This is a genomic window from Labrenzia sp. ATLA3 (genome assembly GCF_057180185.1).
In genome coordinates this window covers 284,175-305,584 of record NZ_JBXUKV010000005.1, presented here as the reverse complement: position 1 = coordinate 305,584, position 21,410 = coordinate 284,175, and the positions used below count along the sequence as shown (strand labels likewise).

General features: G+C 60.4%; 17 protein-coding genes. 13 read left to right on the top strand and 4 right to left on the bottom strand.

Annotated features, from left to right (window positions below; genetic code table 11):
- Window positions 1-29: 29 nt before the first annotated feature.
- Genes AC2A6O_RS15575 through AC2A6O_RS15565 form a run of 3 tightly spaced genes read right to left on the bottom strand, consistent with a single transcriptional unit; the run spans window position 30 to window position 2,163 of the window.
- Window positions 30-1,088 carry an aldo/keto reductase gene (locus tag AC2A6O_RS15575; RefSeq protein ID WP_498928383.1) on the bottom strand — a complete coding sequence of 353 codons (1,059 nt, stop codon included), beginning with the start codon at window positions 1,086-1,088 and terminating at the stop codon, window positions 30-32.
- The gene (locus AC2A6O_RS15570) at window positions 1,085-1,432 is read right to left on the bottom strand and encodes a TIGR04076 family protein (protein WP_148587693.1); all 348 of its coding nucleotides are present in this window, start codon (window positions 1,430-1,432) and stop codon (window positions 1,085-1,087) included. Before AC2A6O_RS15570 ends, AC2A6O_RS15575 begins: the two co-directional genes overlap by 4 nt.
- Window positions 1,429-2,163: a GntR family transcriptional regulator gene (locus AC2A6O_RS15565; protein WP_498928381.1), complete on the bottom strand. Its 735-nt coding sequence runs from the start codon at window positions 2,161-2,163 to the stop codon at window positions 1,429-1,431. Before AC2A6O_RS15565 ends, AC2A6O_RS15570 begins: the two co-directional genes overlap by 4 nt.
- A 69-nt stretch (window positions 2,164-2,232) precedes the next feature.
- Between AC2A6O_RS15565 and AC2A6O_RS15560 the strand changes: the two genes are divergently transcribed.
- From AC2A6O_RS15560 to AC2A6O_RS15540, 5 genes are all read left to right on the top strand, one after another.
- On the top strand, window positions 2,233-3,084 hold the full coding sequence (locus AC2A6O_RS15560) for an ABC transporter ATP-binding protein (RefSeq protein ID WP_148587714.1): 852 nt from the start codon (window positions 2,233-2,235) through the stop codon (window positions 3,082-3,084).
- Complete coding sequence (locus tag AC2A6O_RS15555) at window positions 3,081-3,821, top strand: ABC transporter ATP-binding protein (RefSeq protein WP_148587694.1); 741 nt, start codon at window positions 3,081-3,083, stop codon at window positions 3,819-3,821. Before AC2A6O_RS15560 ends, AC2A6O_RS15555 begins: the two co-directional genes overlap by 4 nt.
- Entirely contained in the window at window positions 3,818-4,732 is a 915-nt protein-coding gene (locus AC2A6O_RS15550; RefSeq protein ID WP_148587695.1) for a branched-chain amino acid ABC transporter permease, read from the top strand. Before AC2A6O_RS15555 ends, AC2A6O_RS15550 begins: the two co-directional genes overlap by 4 nt.
- On the top strand, window positions 4,729-5,724 hold the full coding sequence (locus AC2A6O_RS15545) for a branched-chain amino acid ABC transporter permease (RefSeq protein ID WP_498928378.1): 996 nt from the start codon (window positions 4,729-4,731) through the stop codon (window positions 5,722-5,724). Before AC2A6O_RS15550 ends, AC2A6O_RS15545 begins: the two co-directional genes overlap by 4 nt.
- Window positions 5,725-5,982: 258 nt before the next feature.
- On the top strand, window positions 5,983-7,161 hold the full coding sequence (locus AC2A6O_RS15540) for a pyridoxal phosphate-dependent aminotransferase (protein WP_498928737.1): 1,179 nt from the start codon (window positions 5,983-5,985) through the stop codon (window positions 7,159-7,161).
- A 152-nt stretch (window positions 7,162-7,313) separates the two neighbouring features.
- Here AC2A6O_RS15540 and AC2A6O_RS15535 read toward each other — a convergent pair whose 3' ends face one another.
- The gene (locus tag AC2A6O_RS15535; RefSeq protein ID WP_498928376.1) at window positions 7,314-11,501 is read right to left on the bottom strand and encodes an autotransporter-associated beta strand repeat-containing protein; all 4,188 of its coding nucleotides are present in this window, start codon (window positions 11,499-11,501) and stop codon (window positions 7,314-7,316) included.
- Between the two features lie 653 nt (window positions 11,502-12,154).
- On the opposite strand from AC2A6O_RS15535, the gene AC2A6O_RS15530 reads away from it, so the two are divergent.
- The 8 genes from AC2A6O_RS15530 to AC2A6O_RS15495 all read left to right on the top strand — a co-directional run bounded on the left by AC2A6O_RS15530 (window position 12,155) and on the right by AC2A6O_RS15495 (window position 21,406).
- Window positions 12,155-13,129, top strand: a complete 975-nt coding sequence (locus tag AC2A6O_RS15530) for a helix-turn-helix transcriptional regulator (protein ID WP_498928374.1) — start codon at window positions 12,155-12,157, stop codon at window positions 13,127-13,129.
- A gap of 161 nt (window positions 13,130-13,290) precedes the next feature.
- Entirely contained in the window at window positions 13,291-13,968 is a 678-nt protein-coding gene (locus AC2A6O_RS15525; RefSeq protein ID WP_148584055.1) for a response regulator transcription factor, read from the top strand.
- Complete coding sequence (locus AC2A6O_RS15520; protein WP_498928372.1) at window positions 13,955-15,346, top strand: sensor histidine kinase; 1,392 nt, start codon at window positions 13,955-13,957, stop codon at window positions 15,344-15,346. Before AC2A6O_RS15525 ends, AC2A6O_RS15520 begins: the two co-directional genes overlap by 14 nt.
- Before the next feature lie 284 nt (window positions 15,347-15,630).
- Complete coding sequence (locus tag AC2A6O_RS15515; protein WP_498928370.1) at window positions 15,631-16,620, top strand: AAA family ATPase; 990 nt, start codon at window positions 15,631-15,633, stop codon at window positions 16,618-16,620.
- A gap of 17 nt (window positions 16,621-16,637) precedes the next feature.
- The gene (locus tag AC2A6O_RS15510) at window positions 16,638-17,558 is read left to right on the top strand and encodes a DUF58 domain-containing protein (protein ID WP_498928368.1); all 921 of its coding nucleotides are present in this window, start codon (window positions 16,638-16,640) and stop codon (window positions 17,556-17,558) included.
- A complete protein-coding gene (locus AC2A6O_RS15505; RefSeq protein ID WP_148584051.1) occupies window positions 17,555-18,019 on the top strand; it encodes a DUF4381 domain-containing protein in 465 nt (154 codons plus the stop codon). The genes AC2A6O_RS15510 and AC2A6O_RS15505 overlap by 4 nt, the downstream gene beginning before the upstream one ends.
- The gene (locus AC2A6O_RS15500; protein WP_330563954.1) at window positions 18,016-19,035 is read left to right on the top strand and encodes a vWA domain-containing protein; all 1,020 of its coding nucleotides are present in this window, start codon (window positions 18,016-18,018) and stop codon (window positions 19,033-19,035) included. The genes AC2A6O_RS15505 and AC2A6O_RS15500 overlap by 4 nt, the downstream gene beginning before the upstream one ends.
- 1 nt (window position 19,036) lies before the next feature.
- Complete coding sequence (locus AC2A6O_RS15495) at window positions 19,037-21,406, top strand: VWA domain-containing protein (RefSeq protein WP_498928365.1); 2,370 nt, start codon at window positions 19,037-19,039, stop codon at window positions 21,404-21,406.
- The last annotated feature ends 4 nt before the right edge of the window (window positions 21,407-21,410 follow it).

The following is a 21,410-nucleotide window of genomic DNA, read 5'->3' as shown; positions in this document are numbered from 1 at the left end:
GGAATACCCTCTGGGGCATTAAGAGAGGTTCAGGCCTCTTCTTTGTTGAGGTTGTATTTCATGATGGCACCGTGCCGCCCGTGGCGGTCACGCTCGAGCGCGTAGACGTCTCCATCGAGCGCACTGGCTCCGCCGAGAAGAGCTTCGATCTCGGCGAGATCTTCCTGTGTCAGCGAGAGGTTGGAGATTGCGACATTTCCCGCAAGATGGTCGGCGTTACGGGCGCCTACGATTGCTGCCGCGACATGCGCGCGCGTGAGCACAGCGGCAGAGGCAACGGTGGCAATGTCGGTGTCGTGCCGGTCCGCGATCGTCCGCAGCGTGGAGAGCAGCGATTGCAACAAATCCCAACCGCCGAGATCCTCGATCACAAGGTAGTATTTCACGAGAGAGCGGTTTTCGAACTCGGACCTGGGATCGGGTTTGCCGAGCCATTTGTCGGACAGAAAACCGCCCGCGACAGTGCCGTAACACAGAAAGGAAAACCCCTCCCGCGTAGCGAGCGCCGCCATGCGCTTTTCCGGACGGCGGTCGAGAAGAGAGTATTGAACCTGCATCGACGCAAGCCGGATACCTGCGTCGAACATTGCCGCGACGTGTTCGGTGTCGAAATTGGTCCCGCCCAGAAGATGGATATGACCCTCGTCTTGAAACTCGCGAAGCCAGCTTGCCGTCTGAAGCCAGTCGCCCTGGGCGTAGTCCCACCAGTGAAACTGCACGAGATCGAGACGTTCGACACCCAGGCGCTTGCGGGAACGATCGATCATGGCTCGTAGATCGCTCCGTGTCAGCCGGTTCAGTTTGTCGAGGTCAGGCACGCATTTGGTATGAACGCGAATGCGGGACAGCGCTTCGGAACCCCGTTGGTTGCCGTAAGCGGCCCGGAACGCCCCCATAATCTCCTCAACGCCGGTATAGATGTCGGCACAATCGAACGTGGTGATGCCTGCATCGGCGAAGGCAACAAGGTCCTGGACAGCACGCTCCCGATCGACCGAGCCATGACCGCCCGCAAGCTGCCAGCCGCCACGGATCACACGGGAAATTTCGTAGCCCGGGGCCAGTTCGATGCGTTTCGCTCCGCTCATTTTGCTTCCTTTGGCATCGGAACTGCTGTCGTGTCGGCGTGGTTGAACACCCGTTTATCCAAACGGGTGATCCGCAATCTTGTGCTGCAGTTCGGATCAGGGCAGGCAACGTCCGCGTCCGTGCTCATCCAGTCCGCCGGATGAGTTTCGCGTTGTTTTGCGGCCAGCAGCGGAAGGACAGAGGCCAGGGAGTAGATCGAAAACCCCTGATCTTTTGGCAGGTGGAGCATTTCCCCCCGCAGTTCAAAGTAGTCCCCCACCTTGGCGCCGCAATAAATTGGACCGCCTTCGGGAGCGACAACTTCGACCCGCAAATCGTACAGTTCAAAGGTCTCGCCGCTCATGCCTCAAGGCCCCCTTCCAGAATCTGCTTCCGGATGAGATTGAAACTCTGGGTGATGTCCTCATGCAGCGCGGCGACGGCCCGGTCCGCGTCCCTGGCTTCCAGCGCTTCGATGAGTGCCCAATGGTGGTGGATTGCCGTCAGGTTCGGATTTTTGCCGTAGATCGTCGCTGCGGTCCGCACGTAAGGACCGGACTGAAGCCAGAGGCTTTTGACCACCGGCAAGAGAACCTTCGATCCTGCCGCTTCGTAAATGCCGAAATGAAACCGATAGTTCAGAAGCGACGTCTCCGCCGCGCAACTCTCGTCCAGTGCCGCAAAAGCCGCCTCGCATTCTTCCGTCAGCTGCTTGAGTTCGTTGAGGCTTTCTTGCGTCAGCCGCTGCGCGGCAATTCTGACCAGCTCGCCTTCTATCAGGCAACGGGCACTTTTCAGGTCCTCAATCGCCTCCTCGCTTATGAGCGGCACGCGGACGGAGCGGGACTGCATGACTTCCAGCGCATTTTCGGACACGAGCCGGGCAAGCGCTTCGCGAACCGGCATAACGGAGACAGCCAGTTGATCTGCCAGCGACTGCATGCGGAGCACTTGCCCTGCCTCGAAGACCCCATGCATGAGGTTGCGGCTGACTTCCTGGTAGACGCGTTCCTGAAGGGATTCACGCTGGACGCGTGCGAGTTCGGGCAAGGCGGAAACGCGCCCCGACGGCTTCTGCTCGGGTAGAGTAGACAATTTGCCAATCTCCAAAAAATTTCGTGCCTAAAGCTTTTTTGCTTGATCGATACCTCAATGTCAATATCTTTGATCAAAGATACAAACTCGACACATGGGCTCTACGACCTGAAACAGCAACAGGGAAAAGATGTGACATCGCTCATCGAAAAAGGCGGTTTTCTGCTGCAGGCCAAAGACCTCACGCGGAGCTTCGGTGGCTTCCGAGCCGTGGACGGCATGTCTCTGGACTTGAAGAGAGGCGAATTGCTGGGGCTTATCGGCCCGAATGGCGCAGGGAAGACGACCATGTTCAACATGCTCGCGGGCACATTGCCGCCGAGCAGTGGAGAAATCAGGATCCTGGGCGCCGATGTAACCAACGAAGGCGCACACAAACGGGCCCGGCGCAAAATGGGCCGCAGTTTCCAGATCCCGAGACCCTTTCCGAACATGACCGTTTTGGAAAATGTCCTGACCGGTGCCCAGAACCAGGCAGGGGAGCGGCTGCTGGACGTGTGTTTACGGCCGGGTGCCGTGCGCCGCGATGAAAAGGCCGCACAGGAAAAGGCTCATGCCTTGCTGGATTTCCTTCTGCTGTCGCATCTGGAAAACCAACCGGCTTCGGTGCTCTCCGGAGGGCAGCGCAAACTGCTTGAGCTTGCTCGCATTCTCATGGCGGACCCGGAAATGATCCTTCTGGACGAGCCGGCAGCAGGCGTGAACCCAAGCCTTCTCGAACAGATCATGGAGCGGATCGTGGCACTCAACGAAAAGCACGAAAAGACGATCCTGATCATCGAGCACAACATGGACATGATCGCTCAGCTGTGTTCACGCGTCGTCGTCATGGCAACCGGCAAAGAGCTGACCCAGGGAAAACCGGACGATGTGATTCGCGACCCGGACGTGATCCGCGCCTATCTGGGAGAGGACGCATGAAGAGCGAAATTCTCAAGCTGCAAGGTCTCGTCTCCGGTTACCAGCCCGACCTGCCGATCATTCAGGGGGTGGACCTGAGCGTAGGCGAGGGGGAATTCGTTGTTCTGCTCGGGCCGAACGGTGCTGGGAAATCGACTCTTGTGAAAACCATAGCCGGACTTGTCCCTGTGCATTCGGGGCGGGTGGTCCTCGCGGGAGCCGATCTCACCGATGTGCCGACGCACCGCAAGATGCGCCAGGGCCTGGGCTTTGTTCCGCAGACCGAGAATATTTTCGCCACGATGAGCATTCGCGAAAACCTGCAACTTGCGGCGCAGGTTCTTCCGAAAGCACATCGTGCTGCAAGAATCGACGCGATGCTGGCCATGTTTCCGGATCTCGCCTCACGCCAGTCGACCCGGTCCGGGGCGCTGTCGGGCGGTCAGCGCCAGATGCTTGCCTGCGCGCGCGCTCTCATCGTTGAACCGCAAATCCTTATACTCGACGAACCTTCCGCCGGGCTGTCACCCAAGATGGTCTCGGAAGTCTTCGAACAACTCGTACGGATCAATGCCTCGGGCGTCACCACCATCCTTGTCGAACAGAACGTCAAGGCCGGACTGCAAATCGCAAGCCGCGGCGTGATCCTCGTGGAGGGCCGTGTTGCTCATGATGCACCGGCAGACGGGCTCCTGGGGGACCCGGTCGTTTCCGAGCTTTATCTCGGCGGTCACAAAAAAGAAGAGGTCACGGCATGATCACGCAAGCCATCATGGATGGTCTCATTAACGGCGGGATCATCGGCCTCGGCGCAATCGGTGTGACGCTGACTTACTCGATCCTGCGTTTCGCCAACTTCGGGCATGGTGAACTGCTGAGTTGGGGCGCCTATGTGGCCTTGTCCCTGAGCGCGGCGCTCGGTGCGCTGCTGCCATCACTCAGCACTCCGATAGGTCCATTTTCTTTCGGCTGGTCCGTACCGATTGCCCTGATTGGCTCGATGATCCTGACCGCACTTCTGGCGCTGACGGTCGACTGGCTCCTTTTTGGCCGTCTGCGTCGCTCCGGTTCGGCAATCATCATCCTGGTGATGGCCTCCTTCGGTGCAGCCCTGGCCCTGCGGAACCTGCTCGAGTTCATTTACACATCCAAGCCAGCGTATTTCACCAACGCGCTGCAAATCTCGAAACCTCTGTTCGGCGGCATGCGGGCAACGCCCGACCAGCTCCTGGTTCTTGGTCTTGCCGTCGTAACCGTGGTGCTGGTGCATCTCCTGCTCACCCGCACACCTGCCGGCCGCGCAATGCGTGCCGTGTCCGAGAACGCCCAGCTTGCCGCGCTGACCGGCATCGACGTGCGCAACGTCATCCGTCTTGTCTGGATACTGGGCGCCGCGCTTGCGGCAGTGGCCGGTGTCATGTCGGGCCTGCTTGTCCAGATTCGGCCGACAATGGGGCTCGATCTGCTCCTGCCGCTGTTCGCAGCCTCCATCCTCGGAGGCATCGGGTCGGTTCCCGGCGCCATGTTGGCCGGCCTGATTGTCGGCCTTGCAGAAGCGTTGACGGTCCAGGTCATCGGCGCTGAATGGCGCGCTGCAGTCGCCTTCGTCATTCTCGTCGCAGTGCTTCTGCTGCGGCCCAACGGACTTTTCGGAAAGGCACCGGCATGATCTTCGACCTTCTTTCCTATGGCGCCTTCTTTCTAACCATGGCCCTCAGCTACGCGGTCATCTGTCTTGGCCTCAATGTGCAATGGGGGCAGACCGGATTGTTCAATGTCGGCGTTGCGGGTTTTGTAGCGGTTGGCGCCTACACCTCAGCGCTGCTGACGACCCCTTTCATCGCGGATCGCATCGGCGGCTTCGGCCTGCCGATCGTAATCGGCTGGCTCGGGGGAGGGCTTGTTGCGGGGCTCCTGTCCGCGGCCCTTGGGTTTATCACCCTGCGGCTACGTTCGGACTACCTCGCAATCGCGACATTTGGCGCGGCGGTGATGATCCAGCTTGTGCTTCTGAATCTGGTCGGTCTTACGGGCGGCCCGTTCGGTATCGGCTTTATCCCCCGTCCCTTCGGCGACCTGGCGGAGAACACCGACCTCTTCAGCTATGCAAATCTGGCGGTGATGGCCGCGCTCGTGAGTGTGACCTATCTTGTGCTTGAACACCTGGTTCGCTCGCCCTGGGGGCGTGTCTTGCGCGCGATCCGCGAAGATGAGACCGCCGCTCGAGGACTTGGAAAAAACCCGGAGGCCTATCGGCTTCAGGCCTTTGCCATCGGCGGCTTCGTTATGGGGCTCGGTGGAGCGGCGCAGGCCCATTTCATCGGCTTTATCGCCCCCGACAATTACCTCCCGACTTTGACATTCCAGGTCTGGACGATGCTGATCATCGGGGGTTCGGGCAACATGCGGGGCGCGATCCTCGGCGGCGTGCTCGTCTGGGGCATCTGGGCGGTATCGGGCAACGTCGTTTCACAATTCTTCCCGGCCAGCGAGCAGGCACGTGCGTCCTCCCTGCAGATCGTGCTTATCGGCATTGCCCTGTGTGTCGTGCTGCTCTTCCGCCCGCGCGGCATTCTTGGAGAAAACGCGACAGTGTCACGACACATCAAGGCCCGGAAAAAGCCCGCTACGGGCAGCGCCAGCCTGAGTACCCGCACATGATTTCTTCATCTGTGCGTAGTGAAAGCCCCACGCGAATGCGTCCGTGGAAGACACAGGCATTACGCGTTCCACCGCAGTGACATGAGCCAAAGTTCCGGCTCTTGACCCGAAGCAGATAAATCCGCTGGCGGCCACGCGCCTGTGTGGGCACCGGCCCGGAGATCTTCGGCCGTCCATCCTCCGCCACGGCCGAGGGCCGGACGCCGCGGGAACCAATGCACTCAATCAGATCAACCGGAAATGAAGAACGGCAAGATGATGAAACACCTCGCAAAACGTATCACCAACACCTCGCCAAAATCCTTCGGCATGTTCCAGAAAGCGGCGATGTCCGGGCGTGACGACTTAATTCACCTCGAAGTCGGCCGTCCTTTCGCCGATACGCCGCAGCCTATCAAGGACGCGACCATCAAGGCTCTTCAGGACGGCTGCGTTCACTATTCCGATCTCGCCGGTCTGCCGCATCTGCGCGAGGCTCTTGCCGAAAAGCTGAAGCGCAAGAACAAGCTGGACGTCGGCGCTGACCGGATCATCGTCACCAATGGTCTGACGCATGGGTCCTATGCCGCTCTCATGGCTTTTCTCGACGAGGGCGACGAGGCGATCCTGCTCGAACCTTATTATCCGCAGCACATCGGCAAGATCGAAATGGCGGGCGCTGTGCCGGTAATTGCGCCACTTGACGCAGCAAACGGGTTTCGGCTCGACGCCGCGATGATCGAGGCAAAGATCACCGACCGCACCAAGATGATCGTGCTCATCAATCCCTGCAATCCGACGGGCCGCGTCTATAGCCGGGACGAGCTGCAGTCTCTGGCGGATCTCGCGATCAAGCACGATCTGCTCGTCGTATCGGATGAAGTCTATGAGGATATTCTTTACGACAACGCCGAGCATATCTCCATCGCCTCGCTGGATGGCATGGACGACCGCACGGTGACACTGTTTGCCTTCACCAAGAGCTACGCCATGGACGGTTGGCGCCTCGGTTACATGGTTGCGCCCAAGGCGGCCATCGGTGCGTTTTTGAAGATCACGGCAAACGACGTAACGCACGTGAACACGTTTATTCAGGAAGGCGCCTTCGCCGCGGTTACGGGCGATCCGGCGATTTTGAATGAATTGATCGCGGAAGACGCCGAAAAACGCCAGATGGTTGTCAGCCGGTTAAATCAAATGCCAGGCATCACCTGTGAATGGCCCGAAGGCACGATCTACGCGTTCCCCGACATCAGCGGCACCGGCCTTCGCTCCCAGGAATTCGCCGACAAACTTCTCGATGAATCCGGTGTCGTGGTCGAGGCAGGCAGCTTCTACGGCCAGACGGGGGAGGGCCATGTGCGCGTGTGCTTCGGTTCCACGTCGCTTGCGGAGATCGACACCGCCATGAGCAGAATTCAGGCCTTCGTTAGCGCACGTGTTCCCAAAGAAGCCTAGGTGTGCTTTCCAACGAGGGTGTTCACCGATTGAGGTTCAGACGGCTGATCAGGGCAACGCCGTTGGTGGCGTGAAACAGAGACAGGATAGCCATTTATGTAAGTGGCTATCCTGACAAGGACCTATGAAAAGCTGGCGCTCTTCTGCGGGCTTCAGAATTTTATCGACAGCCGGGCATTCAGTCCGTGGTTCTGTGTTTCGCGTGCAAGCTGACCAGAGTAGGAAACCTCAAAGTTCGTGTTTGCCCCGAGGTTTACCCCCAGACCCGCATCGACCAGCGCCATATCCTGCGCGAACGGAGCCCCTTCCACCGTGAAGCTGTCGCCTCCGGAAGAGAACGCCTGCTCGAAAGTGGCATTTTCCGAGCTTGCATGCTGCCAGGCGAGACCAGCCTTCGCGGTTGTTTTTGCCCCGAACAGGTTGAATGCGGATTGTGCTCTCAGGCCCATCCAGAAAAAGGTGGTGTCCTCGCCCTGTCCGTCGGCTGAAAGAGCGGCCGTGCCGCCGTTTTCGGTAAACCCGCCGCTGCCCAGATGCACCAGCGCAAGGCCTGCGAATGGCTCGAGGGCGACAACACCAGTGTCAAACGCATAGCCTGTTTCGGCGAAGACCTGCGAGGAATAGATGTTCTGATCGGAGCTCAGAGACTGCGACAGCGTGCTCGTCGCCCTCACATCCCTGTCCACCGCGGCCTTGTTGTAGGCCGTCGCGACACCGCCCTTGTAGGTCAGTCCGTTCCAGACGCCGCCGGCGTAGAGGCCAAGGTGATAGCTGTCTGTGACTGCCTTGGAATTCAGCTGATCCACCGAGACGTTGGTACGGGTGTAACCTGCCAGGACACCGAGCGTCAGCGTCTCGGAGAGGGTGTGGTCGTAGCCAACGAGGAAGCCACCTGTCGTGCTGTCGGTCCGGTAAGTTTCACCCCCGGAACCGTAGCGGCCCCAGCTGCCGATCGCGGAACCCCAGAGGTTCGGGCTCAAAGCGTCACTGCGCTGGAGCCGTGACAAGGCCGCGTCCCTGGTCTGTCGACTGTCGCTCACCAGTACGGAGCGCAGAGACGCATTGATTTCACCGGAAAGGCTGTCGAACGCGGTCTGGGCTGCAGCTTCATCGGAAACCGTCGTGACCACTGCCAGATAAACCGGACTTGAGTATCCGAGGCTTTCAATCGCCGCCGCCGTCTGGGTCTGGTTGAACGTTCGAGCGGTGGAAATCATATCGATGTCGTTGCGCAGAAGCGTTAGTGCAACATCATTGCCGGTCCCGGCTGCGTAGTTCAGGGAGGCGTCCAGAAACGTCAGATTGTCTTTTACCGTGGCGAATGACCCCGTGACCGCGTCGCTGCCGTCGTTCTCGATGATGGTGAAGGGACCCGTCGGGGCGTAGGCCCAGTTGGCCACGTTCGTTGGCGACAGAACCAGGTCCAGGGTCATGGCACTGATGTCGACAGCGCCATTGACAATCAGCTTGTCGGCACTCGGCGTGCCGGGCGTGTCTCCGTCCACTTCGATCTCAAGCGTTCCCGAACCGGACAGATTGCCGTTGATCGTTGTCGTGCCAATGGAATTGCCAGGCGCCAGCCGGCCGGCGTTGGTCACGTTGCCTGTGATCGAACCGTGCCCCCCAAGGGTAGCCCCGCTGGCGACAGAAATGTTCGCGTCAACGCTGGCACCGCTTTTGGAAGAATCCGAGCCGACGATCAACTTGCCATTCGACACTGTCACTCCGCCACCGAAGGTGTTGCCGGCCTGATCCAGATTCAGCGTTCCTCCACCCGTTAACGTGAACCTTTGAGTTGAGCTGATCGTGTTGCTTACGATCAACTTCACCCCGTCCAGTTTAAGCTCGCTCGTGCTGCTGATCTTCAGTTCCTTGATGGTCGCGGACCCGCTGCCAGACAGCGTCAGGTCGCCGCCGGCCAGGTTGAACTTCGTTGCGGCCCCTAGACTGGAAGCATTGAAGAGTAGCTCACCAGCACTCAACAGGGTTTCACCAGTGAGCGAATAGGTGCCCGTCATGGTCAAGGCGCCGGCGCCACTTTTTTCAAAGTTCCCATCTCCGGAGACTGCCCCGGTATAGCTGCTATCCGACGTCTGCTTGAAACGCATTCTCGCGCCCGACGAGACGTTGATATTGCCGGTTACGGACGTTGTGCTGGCTTCCAGCGTTCCAGCGGACACATCCGTTCCACCCGTATAGGTGTTGCGACCCGTCAGGCTCAGAGTGCCGGCACCACTTTTTGCAAAGCGCCCAGCCCCGGAGATTGCCCCGCTGTAGATGCCATTTGACGTCTGATTGAAACGCATACTTGCGCCCGACGAAACGTTGATATTGCCGGTTACGGACGTTGTGCTGGCTTCCAGCGTTCCTGCGAACACATCCGTTCCGCCCGTGTAGGTATTGCGACCCTTCAGGCTCAGAGTGCCGGCACCCTTTTTTTCAAAGCGCCCGGCGCCGGTGATTGCCCCGCTATAGCTGCTATCCGACGTCTGATTGAAACGCATTCTTGCGCCCGACGAAACGTTGATATCACCGGATACGGAGGTTGTGCTGGCTTCCAGCGTTCCTGCGGACACATCCGTTCCGCCAGTGTAGGTGTTGTTGCCCGACAGGCTCAGAGTGCCGGCACCACTTTTTTCAAAACGCCCGGCCCCGGTGATTGCCCCGCTATAGATGCTATCCGACGTCTGATTGAAACGCATTCTCGCGCCCGACGAAACGTTGATATTGCCGGACACGGACGTTGTGCTGGCTTCCAGCGTTCCTGCGGACACATCCGTCCCACCCGTATAGGTGTTGCGGCCCGTCAGGCTCAGAGTGCCGGCACCACTTTTTTCAAAGCGCCCAGCCCCGGAGATTGCCCCGCTATAGATGCTATCCGACGTCTGATTGAAACGCATTCTCGCGCCCGACGAAACGTTGATATTGCCGGTTACGGACGTTGTGCTGGCTTCCAGCGTTCCTGCGGACACGTCCGTTCCACCCGAGTAGCTATTGTTGCCCGTCAGGGTCAGCGTTCCGCTGCCGCTCTTTTTAAGGCCACCCGCCCCATCAATCGAGGCGGAATGGGTGGTATTGGCGCTTTGATCGAATTGAACGGTCGCTCCACTTTCAACAGTGGTTGCTCCGGCAATGCTGCCGCCGGTGAGCTTCAGCACACCGGCCGAAACGGTCCAGTCTTTTGTTGAAGTCGTTGTGCCGGTCAGTGTCCAGGTCGCAGTCCCGGTTTTCTGAAAAGAGCCGAAGCCGCTGAACGTTCCGGACAGACCGGAGAGAGCGAAGTTGGCGTTGTTGCCGCCGCCGAGTTTCAGGATGTCATTGGTCCCGGCATGGGATATGCCGCCATTGAGGGTGGCGAGCGATCCGCCGGAGGAGGCCTGGAGCTCGAGCGAATTCGTGCCGCCTGAGAAGGTAATGGCATGCCCTTCAGACCCTGCCGTGCCAAGCCAGGACGAGTTTCTCGGATCGGTCGTCGGTGTTCCGCCCACCCCTCCGGAAATGGAAGCGGTCGAGGAAACGACGACGTTGATATTCCGTCCCCTCACACCGTCGCCGCCATCACCACCGTCCGCACTCATTTGATCCGAGACCGCGCCGGCATTGCCACCGTCCCCGCCTGTGACACTCCCTTCAATGATGACCGTAACCGGTGAAGAATGGCCGGTGAGATAAACCCCCGACCCACCGTCACCTCCGTTATTGTAGCTACCATACTTACCATCGCCGCCATCACCGCCGCTACCTCCCGAAACGGTCGCACCGATCGTATGAATGCCGGACGTCTTGTTGAGGACGAGCCCATAGCCGCCACTTCCACCTGCTCCGGCGTACCGCTTGGGGGAGGCTCCACCTGCTCCACCCGCCCCACCGGCAATACTACCGCTTGTGACGTTCAGCGAAGACGTGTCGGTTACGACGGCCCCGAAACCACCACCACCGCCGCCACCGCCAGCGGCGGAAAACGTTTCTGGCGCGTCCTCTCCCGCGCCACCATCGGTCCCCTGAAGGTTAACCGTACCGCTTCCGATGTCGCTTCCGTTTCCGCTGTAGTCATGAGCGCCTCCATTGCCGCCACTTCCGGCGCGGTAGGGGGCGTCGTCAGGAGTAACCCCTCCAACGCCGCCTTTGACACCGGCGCCGCCACCGGCGCCCCCGAAATCTTCACGGCGGGGTGTCTCTGCATCCCCCCCTGCACCGTCCAGAGATGCTTTTCCCGGCTCTTCGCCGTCGTTATAACCTCCCACGCCGCCATCACCTGGATCAGCCAGTGCGGAAGAAACAAGCGCGGAAGAAAGCAGCAGAAAAATACGAAGCCGCGAAGGGCGTGGTGCAAGGATCATTGGCTTTTGTCTCGAGAGCATGGCGCCGGAACGGCACCCTCCCGGGAGGGTGGCGCGGTTCCATCGCTTCGGGTGGTCAAGACCGGCAGGGCCTTGCCGGTTGATTGTCGAAAGTGTGTCTGGGCTGTTGGCAAGAAGCGTGCGCCGCAACCAAATCGTTCAGAAACATCTTGTTGCCCGAGTTCAACTGGTTACCGCATCCACCGATGCTGGCGTGCGAAAGATTGCGTGGCCTGTCGGAGGGTTTGATTTCCCCAGGGTGGGGACTCATAAATGAAGATGAAATGGTTTGAGGCGGACCAATCCGGTCAAATCCGAAGAACATGAAAATGGCTTCACTGCGTGTCGTCAGCGTGCTTGACCGGGCAGAAAGCCCGCTCCGACCACATCTCCTAACGCGGTTTCGCCATGTCTCATGCCATTTTGTCTTTATTTATGGGTCCACACCCTGGGAAACGCTCTCGCTGTTATTTCAGATTATCCGCCGCTCGGATCTAGCAGAATGCACACTTTTTCTCGCAATAAACGACAACCCATGGTTTTATGCACTTGATTGGAAATGATATTCGTTCGAGTGCTTGCGTTAAAACCTCTCCTGCGCTAGCGCAGCATAGGCCTTTCAAGAATCTCTCCCTCCAGCGCCTTTGCTCCTCATGCCACAGATCCTGAAATCCATCATTCGTGTGCTTCAGCTCGATGAATATTCGGTCACGAAGACTGCCGGGTTGCCGGCCGACTACTTGCTGGACGAAACCCGGCAAGTAAAGCCCAGGGAGCTTTTCGCTCTGGAGCGTGCGATCGAGCGCGTGAGCGGACGCGATGATATTTCCTATAAATTGGCAACGTTTTGGGCTCGCACTCCCCGCCCTGCCAGCACCCTGGTCTTCGCTCGATGCGAGACCTTGCAAACGGGCTATGAGAACCTTTCCGAATTGAAGGGGCCCGGGGGTGGCGCAGTCTTTCATATGGAAAGGCGTGCTGACCGTTTTCGCATTGAAATAAGGCCGGTGACTGCTGAGGTCGTTCTGATGCAGTGGTTTGTGCTGTGGGTAATTCTGTACCTTGTCGACCTGGGGCGCATCTATACCGGATGCCACATTCAACCGTTGAGGGTCGGCATTATGTCCGCCGGCCGCCTCCGGAAAGAAGACGTCGCCTATCTTGGTATCGTCCCGGTCGAAGCCGATCATGCGTTCATCGAATTCTCCAACAATGACGTTCATCGGCCGCTCCTGATGGCTCAGGCGAAGGTGCAATCAACGGACGATACGCAACACGTTTCCGAAAGTCCGCCTGCTCCCCGGTCCCGGATCGGCAGCCAGGTCAGCAAGGCGCTTGTTGAAATCCTGCCCTCGGGCAGGTGCGGTATTGGCGATGTCAGCGAGCATCTCGATATGACCACACGAAAGTTGCAGAGACTGTTGAAGGCCGAGCAGGTTAGTTTCCGGACAATTCTGGAACAGACGAGGCGCGACCTTGCCATCCGCTATCTCGAAGAAGAACGTCGACCCGCTGCCGAAGTCGCGGATCTGCTGGGCTATCGGAATCTGAACTCGTTTTACCGCGCCTTCAGGGGCTGGACCGGCGCAACCACGAAAACCTTTCGACAGGGCGCGTCGACGAAATAGACGCGCAGGGCGCAATTAGGGTCGTCAGCTTGCCGGATGTGTCGCATTGGGCCTCGTCCGGATCGAAATCCGGCATTCACTCGCAGCGAACCGATTGCACTACCGCCAATCAGGGAGTAATTCACGAAGACGGCGATTTGTTCTGATCGAAAGCCCGAGCGATGAAAATTCTGGTTGCTGAAGACGATGAGACGATGGCGGAATACGTCCGCAAAGGTCTGCTCGAGCAGGGATTTTCGGTCGATTGGGTGAGCGACGGCCGCGAAGCGCTGACCTATTGCCTTTACAATACCTGCGACGTTGCCATCATCGACAGGATGATGCCCGGGCTTGACGGGCTTTCGCTCGTCAAGGCGCTCAGGGCCTCCAACAGCTCCCTGCCGGTTATCTTTCTGACGGCGGTCTCCGATGTCGAAGACAAGGTCGAGGGCCTGATGGCGGGCGGTGACGACTACATCGTCAAACCGTTTCACTTTTCAGAACTTCTTGCCCGCATTCATGCGCTGTCGCGGCGGCCCAAGCAGAACAACCACAAGACCGAACTCACGTGTCACGATCTCAAGCTGGACCTGCTCAAGCGGGTCGCGGTGCGCCAGGGGCAGGTCATCGATCTGCAGAACAAGGAATTTGCCCTGCTCGAACTTCTCATGGAAGCCGAGGGCCGGGTCGTAAGCAGGACGATGATCCTGGAGAGCATCTGGGATTTTTCCTTCGATCCGGGAACGACCGTCGTTGAAACCCACATCAGCAAGCTGCGCCAGAAGATCGACAAGCCATTCGATACACCCTTGATCCACACCGTTCGCAACATGGGATACCGGATCCGTGCGCCTCACTGACCTTCTGTCGGGCAGCTCCTTTCGGACCTCCACCAAGGTCGCGATAGGTGTTCTGGTTCTCATGTGCCTGGGCGGGACGCTGTTCATCTGGTCTGCCACACAGGCCCTGCGCGATGCCACGGAGCAGCAGACCCTGGAAGAAGCGGTCCTTCTGAGCGACATCTATTCTTCGGAAGGGCGCAAGGGCCTGGTGAAGGCAATCGGCACCCTGAGCGACCTGGTCAACAGTCAGGAACGGGTCTCCGCTGTTTTCGATGAAAAGGGCGTCAATCTGGCGGGGGCCGACCTTGCCATGCCGGATTTCATCGGTCTCCGCGACACCAGGCTGCAATCTGTCTCCGCAAAAGGGAGCGCAGGCCATTTCGTGCTGTCGGTCCAGAAGTTCAACGATGCAACGCTCGTTGTTGGCCGAAGCCTCAAGGACGTTGACGAGACACGCACTCACATGATTGCGGGCCTCGTCGTCATGACCGTGTTGCTGACTTTCGGAACGCTGGTTCTGGGTCTTGCAGCGAGCCGTGAGAGTTTCGCAAAACTCCGGTCGATCGAGGGCGTTCTCGCACGCGTTGCGAAGGGAGAGTCCGACGCGCGCGTTCCGATCGTTGACAGGAAGGACCAGATCGACCGGATCTCCATCCAGATCAACGCCAACCTCGACGCTCTCTCCGGCCTGATGGACAGCATGCGCGCGACAACCACTGCCATCGCGCACGACCTGAAGACCCCGCTTGCCCGTGTCGGCCTCGTGCTGAACGATGCTCTGGACGAAATCGAGGCCGGCGGCAATGCGCAGCCTCAAGTCGAACGGGCACTCACCGAGACGGGGTCGCTCAACGACATCATCGATACAATTCTGCGGATCACCCGGATCCGTGCGGGCTCACCGCGCAAGGACATGCAGATGAACGACCTCGGCAGTCTCATCGAGAATACGGTCGAGTTCTTCACGCCCCTTGCACAGGAGAACGGTCAGACACTCGCGTTTCTGCCCGGGGAAGCCGGCGATTGCCAGCTTCTGTGCGACAAGAACATGGTGCAGCAGATGCTCGCCAACCTTGTGGGAAACGCAATCGTGCATGGGGGTCCCGGCATTTCGGTCCGGGTGCGTCTTGAGAACAGGCCCGACAGGCTTGATCTCGTCGTGGAGGACACGGGCGAGGGCATTCCCGACGGGCAGCGGCATGAGGTCTTCGACCTGTTCAAACGGATCGACAGTGCGCGCAGCAAGCCAGGCAGCGGTCTCGGCCTTGCCCTTGTCAAAGCCGTTGCCGACCATCACGAGGCTGCCATAGCGCTGTCTAAGACAGACCCCGACTCCGCCGATCATCCGGGGCTGCAGGTCACCGTCTCGTTCCCCAAACGCCAACTTCAACAATAATTAAAGAACGCCGCAAGCTGCCTCAAACTCCGCCGCTTAGGGTTTTCGTAGTTCATGGACTTCGGGAAGTGAACCTTGAAAGCGAGAACCATTTAGGTCGGTCGGACTGAAAAGTCTGATTCCTTTTCAGCGATCTCCCTGATTGCACGGCCCACCAGCGCCTCTAAGCAAGGCGAATGGAGGCCTTGCAGCCACCCGCAGGCTGGTTCTCGTTTTCACAGAAGCTTTGAACCTGAAACCGCGGCGCCTCGGCACGATGCCGGGCCCGATTGCGAGGGACTCTGATGACCAGCAATGCACTTCACACCGCCGCCCGCCCGAACAACGCGCTTGTCGACGCGCTCCGCGATCATATGAACCAGCGGATCGTCGGCCAGGAGCAGTTCGTCGACAGGCTGCTTCTGGGTCTGTTCGGCGACGGGCACATTCTGCTCGAAGGAGCTCCGGGCCTTGCCAAGACAAAGGCCGTCAACACTCTGGCCGAACTTATCGAAGGCGAGCCCTGCCGTGTCCAGTTCACCCCGGACCTGCTCCCCAGCGATCTGACCGGGACGGAAGTCTACAGGCCCGAAAAAGGAACCTTCGAGTTTCATTCCGGCCCCCTGTTTCACAACCTGATCCTCGCGGACGAGATCAACCGCGCACCGGCCAAGGTGCAGTCGGCCCTGCTCGAAGCCATGGCCGAGCGTCAGGTGACCGTCGCCGGAGCGACCTACCATCTGCCGGATCTTTTCATGGTGATGGCAACCCAGAACCCGATCGAACAGGAAGGCACCTATCCGCTGCCCGAAGCCCAGCTCGACCGCTTCATGCTGCACGTCAAGATCGACTATCCGTCAGCGGAAGCCGAACGCGAGGTGCTGCGGATCGTACGTGGCGAGGCCATGGCCGAAAACGTGAAGCCCACCTTCCAGGTTTCCCAGAAGGAGATCTTCGACGCCAGACAGGCGGCCTTGAAAACCCACGTCTCGGATGCGCTCACGGACTACATCATTCAGCTGATCCAGGCGACCCGCCGCCCGCAGATGTATGGCGACGACCTTGCCCATCAGATCTCCTACGGCGCCTCGCCCCGTTCGACCATCGCCCTGGACCGCTGTGCGCGGGTCCACGCCTGGATGAACGGCGCGGATTTCGCCACTCCGTCCGACGTGCAGTCCGTCCTGCATGACGTGCTGCGCCACCGCATCATCCTCAGCTTCGAGGCAGAAGCGGAAGGCAAGACAGCGGACGGTTTCATCGACGCCCTGATCGACAGGGTTCCGGTTGCTTGAACACACGGGGGACCGTCATGACAGACCATGAACTCAAAGGTATCGTCGCGACCCTGCCCGAACTGGTGAGGGTGCGCCCGCAGCGCGGCCTCACAGGGTTTGCGCCCTCGGGTCGCGTCGCGACCCATCAGTGGGGCGCCAACCGCTCCGTTTTCCGCGGACGCGGCATGGAATTCGCCGAAAGCCGTATCTATCAGCCCGGCGACGACGTCAAATCCATCGACTGGCGCGTGACGGCCCGCACGGGCCAGGCTCACACCAAGCTCTTCCAGGAAGAGCGCGAGAGGCCCATCGTCATTCTGACCGACATGCGCGCGATGATGCAGTTCGGCACCAGAAACCGTTTCAAGGCAAACCTGGCAGCGGAAGTGGCTGCCATGATGGCCTGGACCGGGCATGACGGCGGCGACCGTGTCGGCGGACTTGTCATGACGCGGGAAGGCCTGCGGGACTTTCGTGCCTCCAGAACCCGGCGCTCTGTGCTGGGATACCTGGAAGCTCTTGCGGAAGAAACGCGGCCGGAGCGCCCCCTGGGAACGGAGGTGACGCTGGCACATGCCCTGCGCCGCCTGCGTCACCGGAACCGCCCCGGAACGCTTGCCTTCGTCATAAGCGATTTCTCCGATTTCGGCGACGACGCGGAGACAGAGCTGCGGCATCTGGCGGTGAATGCCCATGTCACCAACATCCAGGTCAGCGATCCCTTCGATGCGGCGCTGCCGCCGCGCGGCGGGCGTATCACCGATGGCGAACATGCGCTGGCCATTTCAGCTCTCGGCGGGCGGAAGCTCGAGCACTACGCACAGCAATTCGAAGCCCGCAGGGAGCGGCTGGAACTGGTCAGCCGTCATCACGGCATGGTCTGCCACTTCCTGCAGACCCCTGACGATCCGTCCTGGATCCTCCACCCGCATCTCAACCGGAGTATGGCAGCATGAGCACAGATCTCTCTCCGCAGATGCTGGCCCAGTTGGACCAGCTTCGCGACATCCACCTGCCGGAGCCTGTTGGCTGGTGGCCGGTCGCGCCAGGCTGGTGGGCTCTGCTCGCCCTCGTCTGCGCGCTCGTCGTGGCCGCTGTCGTCTGGACTTGGCTCCGCCGCCGCAGCGCACGCTTCCTTGCGCTTCGCGAGCTTGAGGCGATCAAATCGGAGAGGGAAGACGAATTCCTCACGCAGATCTCGTCCCTGCTCCGGCGTGTTGCCCGTCGCCGCTCGGCCGGTGCCGACGTGCTGACCGGCGAGGCGTGGAGCGCGTTCCTGATGGAAGGCAAACACGGCATGGACCGCGACACCGCGGCGCTTCTGGCCACCGGTCCCTACGGTCCGCCGGCCAACCAGAATTTCGAACCGGAGGCGCTGCGCGCCGAAACCGCCACCTGGATCAGGAGGAACGGATGATTACCTTTCTCTGGCCTTTGGCCTTTCTTCTGCTGCCGCTGCCCTTTGTGCTGCGCTATTTTCTCAAACCCGCTGACAAGGGGCTGGGCGGCGCGCTGAAGGTGCCGTTCTTTGCCAGCCTGTCGCGGGATCTGGGAAGCCGTGCCGACCGGATCACAACATCCTGGTGGAAGCTTGCTGCCGCCTCACTTGTCTGGTTGCTGATGGTCACGGCCGTGGCCCGGCCGGCCTATGTCGGCCCGGAAGTTCCGCTTCCCGTCGAAGGCCGTGACATCATGATGGCCATCGACCTCTCTGGTTCCATGGCTGAACAGGATTTCGCTGTCGGCGGCAAGCCGACCACCCGCCTTGGCGTCGTCAAGGATGCGGCGGATGCGTTCATCGAACGCCGGAAAGGCGACCGGGTTGGCCTCGTGTTGTTCTCGAACCGCGCCTATCTGCAAGCGCCCCTGACCTTTGACCGGCAGGCGGTCCGCGATCTTCTTGATCAGGCGGAAGTCGGCCTGACCGGCCAGAAAACAGCTATCGGCGATGCCATCGCGGTTTCCCTGAAGCGCCTGAAAGACAGGCCGGCTGAAGGACGTGTTCTCGTTCTCTTGACAGACGGTGCGAACAACGAAGGCAAGATGGACCCGATCCAGGCGGCCGAACTTGCCGCGAAACTGGGGATCCGGATCTACACCATCGGCGTCGGCGCAGGTCCGATGGCAGTCAACACCCCGATGGGCCGCCAGATGGTCAATCCGTCCGCGGACCTCGATGAAGGCACTTTGCGCAAGATCGCTGAACTGACCGGCGGGGAATACTTCCGGGCAACCGACGTCAACGGTCTGGCACAGGTCTACCGGTCAATAGACAAGCTGGAGCCGATTGGAGCCGACCCGGTGCATGTGCGCCCTGAAGTCGCCCTGTATTTCTGGCCGGCCGGTCTGGCCCTGCTCCTGACGGCGCTTGCCGCGCTGTTCGCGACGGTTCCGGCCCTCATCACGCAACGCCCCGTACACAAGGAAGCCTGACATGGAAAACGATCTGTTCCACTTCCTGCGCCCGGAATGGTTCTGGGCACTGGTCCCGGCGGGCCTTCTCTTCTGGCTCGTCCTGCGATCCCGCAAAAGCGCCACAGGCGGCAACTGGGGCAAATACGTGGACGCCCATCTGCTGCGGCATCTGGCGATCAGCGGGGCCACCGCCCGCGCATCGCGTGTCCTGCCGGCACTGGCAGCCGCCGCGATTGTCGTTCTGGTGACGGCGCTGGCCGGGCCGACCTGGCAGAAGGCCGAGGTTCCCTCCTTCACCGGCGGTGAACCGGTGGTCGCAGTCCTCAGTCTGGCGCAATCCATGAATTCCGACGACCTGTCGCCGAGCCGCCTGCGGCGCGCGGTGCACAAGCTGCGCGATATTCTCGCCCGGACCGAAGGGGACGAGCGCGCACTGGTCATCTATTCGGACATTCCCTTCGTCGCGGCCCCCCTGACCAGTGACAAGAAGGTGATTTCTCAGATGATCCCCGAACTTTCCACCAAGCTGATGCCGGTTCTCGGCAACCGGCCGGACCTTGCCATTTCCGAGGCGGTCTCCGTACTGGAGAGAGCTGATGCCGGACGTGGCGAGATTGTTCTGATCGCAGACAACGCGGGCGATACGGCTGCAACCGCCAAGGCAGCCAGCGAAGCGCGCAAGGCCGGTTACACTGTCTCCGTTCTGGGTATCGGCACCGAAGAGGGCGCCACGCTGCAGACCGCGGACGGTCAGGCTATCACCAGACGCTCTGGTGAAAAGCTGACGACGTCCCTGGATACCGAAGGGCTTGGCCAGGTTGCCCGGTCCGGTGGTGGGACCTATTCCAGCGTGACGGCCAACAGCGCAGACCTTAACCGCATCCTGCCGAAGGCCGACCGGATCGAAACCGCCGGCAAGGCAGAGGATTTCCAGGCCGACAGCTGGGTCGACATGGGCTACTGGCTCCTGATCCTGCCCGTGCTGCTGCTGCCCTTCGCGTTCCGCCGCGGGCTCGTATTCAGCATCGGACTGGTTGCATGTCTGGGCCTGGTCCCCGGAATTGCACCCCAGCCTGCTCACGCAGGAACCTGGCAGGATCTCTGGTCGACCTCCGACCAGCAGGGACAGAAAGCCTTCGCGTCCGGCGACTACGACACGGCGTCCCGCCAGTTCGAGACATCTTCCTGGCGCGGCAGTGCCGCCTACCGGGCCGGCGACTATGCAGCGGCGGCACAGGATTTTTCCGCCAACGCCTACAACCGCGGCAACGCGCTTGCCAAATCCGGGCAGCTTGAGGAGGCGCTTGGAGCCTACGATCAGGCACTGGCGGCTAATCCGCAGGATGCAGACGCAAAGTACAATCGCGATCTGGTCCAGAAGCTGCTCGACGAACAGAAAAAGCAGGAAGAACAAGAGAAGGAGAAGAACCAGCAGCAACAGCAGCAGTCCGGCCAGGGCGACAACAAGGATCAGCAGCAACAAGCTGGAGGGTCTGGCGAACAGGACCAACAGCAGCAAGCTGGCGACTCTGGCGAAAAGGATCAGCAGCAGCAGTCTGGCAACTCCGGACAGCAGGACCAGCAGCAATCCCAGAACCAGTCCGGTCAGCAGCAACAGCAGTCCGGTTCGCAGAGCCAGCAGGATCAGCAAAACGCTGATGGCCAGTCCGGCGAGCAGCAGCAGGCCTCCGAGGGCTCGCAGAAACAGGACGGCGAGCAGTCCGGCCAATCCGGCGAACAGCAGCAGTCCGGTGCGCAGCAGCAATCTGGTGATCAGCAGCAGTCCGCCTCTCAGTCGGGACAGGAGTCCGCTTCGCCTGAAGAGGCCGGCCAGCAAAGCGCGTCGCAAGGCGAGCAAGCGGAAGACCAGGCATCTGCCGAAGCTTCTGCCTCCTCCGACGACAAGCAAGACGGCCAGTCTCCCCAGGCCGGCGAAGAGGAACGCTCCGCTGCAAAGGCTGACGAAACAAAGGCAGGTGCTGGTGAAGAGCAGACGCAGGAAGCTTCCGGAACCCGGCCGCAGGGCCAGGAAAACGGCAGCGAGCAAGCCGCTCAGCAAGACCAAGCCGGCTCCGAGGGCCTTGCCCAGGAAGACCGCGCCGCACAGGAAGCTGCCAAGGCTCGTCAGCAGGCAAGCGCTTCTGGAAGCGATACCGGCGAAGCCGGCAAGGAGAGTGAAAACCCTCTGTCGAAACTGCTTTCCAGCATGCTGGACGGCAATGGCGAGGACACCAGCGGCGAGCCGGTGGAGGCCTCCGTTCCGGGCGCTGCTCCTATGGTCGATCAGGCGGTCGAGCAACAGTTGCGCAAAGTTCCTGACGATCCGTCCGGCCTGCTGCGCGCCCGCATCCGCCAACACTATGTCCAGCTTCGGTCTGGCGCCAACTGAGAGG

Coding starts and splice junctions, on each gene's coding strand:
- AC2A6O_RS15550 (WP_148587695.1), top strand. CDS start 3,818: ATGATCACGCAAGCCATCATGGATGGTCTCATTAACGGCGGGATCATC.
- AC2A6O_RS15530 (WP_498928374.1), top strand. CDS start 12,155: ATGCCACAGATCCTGAAATCCATCATTCGTGTGCTTCAGCTCGATGAA.
- AC2A6O_RS15575 (WP_498928383.1), bottom strand. CDS start 1,088: ATGAGCGGAGCGAAACGCATCGAACTGGCCCCGGGCTACGAAATTTCC.
- AC2A6O_RS15540 (WP_498928737.1), top strand. CDS start 5,983: ATGAAACACCTCGCAAAACGTATCACCAACACCTCGCCAAAATCCTTC.
- AC2A6O_RS15570 (WP_148587693.1), bottom strand. CDS start 1,432: ATGAGCGGCGAGACCTTTGAACTGTACGATTTGCGGGTCGAAGTTGTC.
- AC2A6O_RS15505 (WP_148584051.1), top strand. CDS start 17,555: ATGAGCACAGATCTCTCTCCGCAGATGCTGGCCCAGTTGGACCAGCTT.
- AC2A6O_RS15500 (WP_330563954.1), top strand. CDS start 18,016: ATGATTACCTTTCTCTGGCCTTTGGCCTTTCTTCTGCTGCCGCTGCCC.
- AC2A6O_RS15510 (WP_498928368.1), top strand. CDS start 16,638: ATGACAGACCATGAACTCAAAGGTATCGTCGCGACCCTGCCCGAACTG.
- AC2A6O_RS15495 (WP_498928365.1), top strand. CDS start 19,037: ATGGAAAACGATCTGTTCCACTTCCTGCGCCCGGAATGGTTCTGGGCA.
- AC2A6O_RS15545 (WP_498928378.1), top strand. CDS start 4,729: ATGATCTTCGACCTTCTTTCCTATGGCGCCTTCTTTCTAACCATGGCC.
- AC2A6O_RS15515 (WP_498928370.1), top strand. CDS start 15,631: ATGACCAGCAATGCACTTCACACCGCCGCCCGCCCGAACAACGCGCTT.
- AC2A6O_RS15555 (WP_148587694.1), top strand. CDS start 3,081: ATGAAGAGCGAAATTCTCAAGCTGCAAGGTCTCGTCTCCGGTTACCAG.
- AC2A6O_RS15535 (WP_498928376.1), bottom strand. CDS start 11,501: ATGATCCTTGCACCACGCCCTTCGCGGCTTCGTATTTTTCTGCTGCTT.
- AC2A6O_RS15525 (WP_148584055.1), top strand. CDS start 13,291: ATGAAAATTCTGGTTGCTGAAGACGATGAGACGATGGCGGAATACGTC.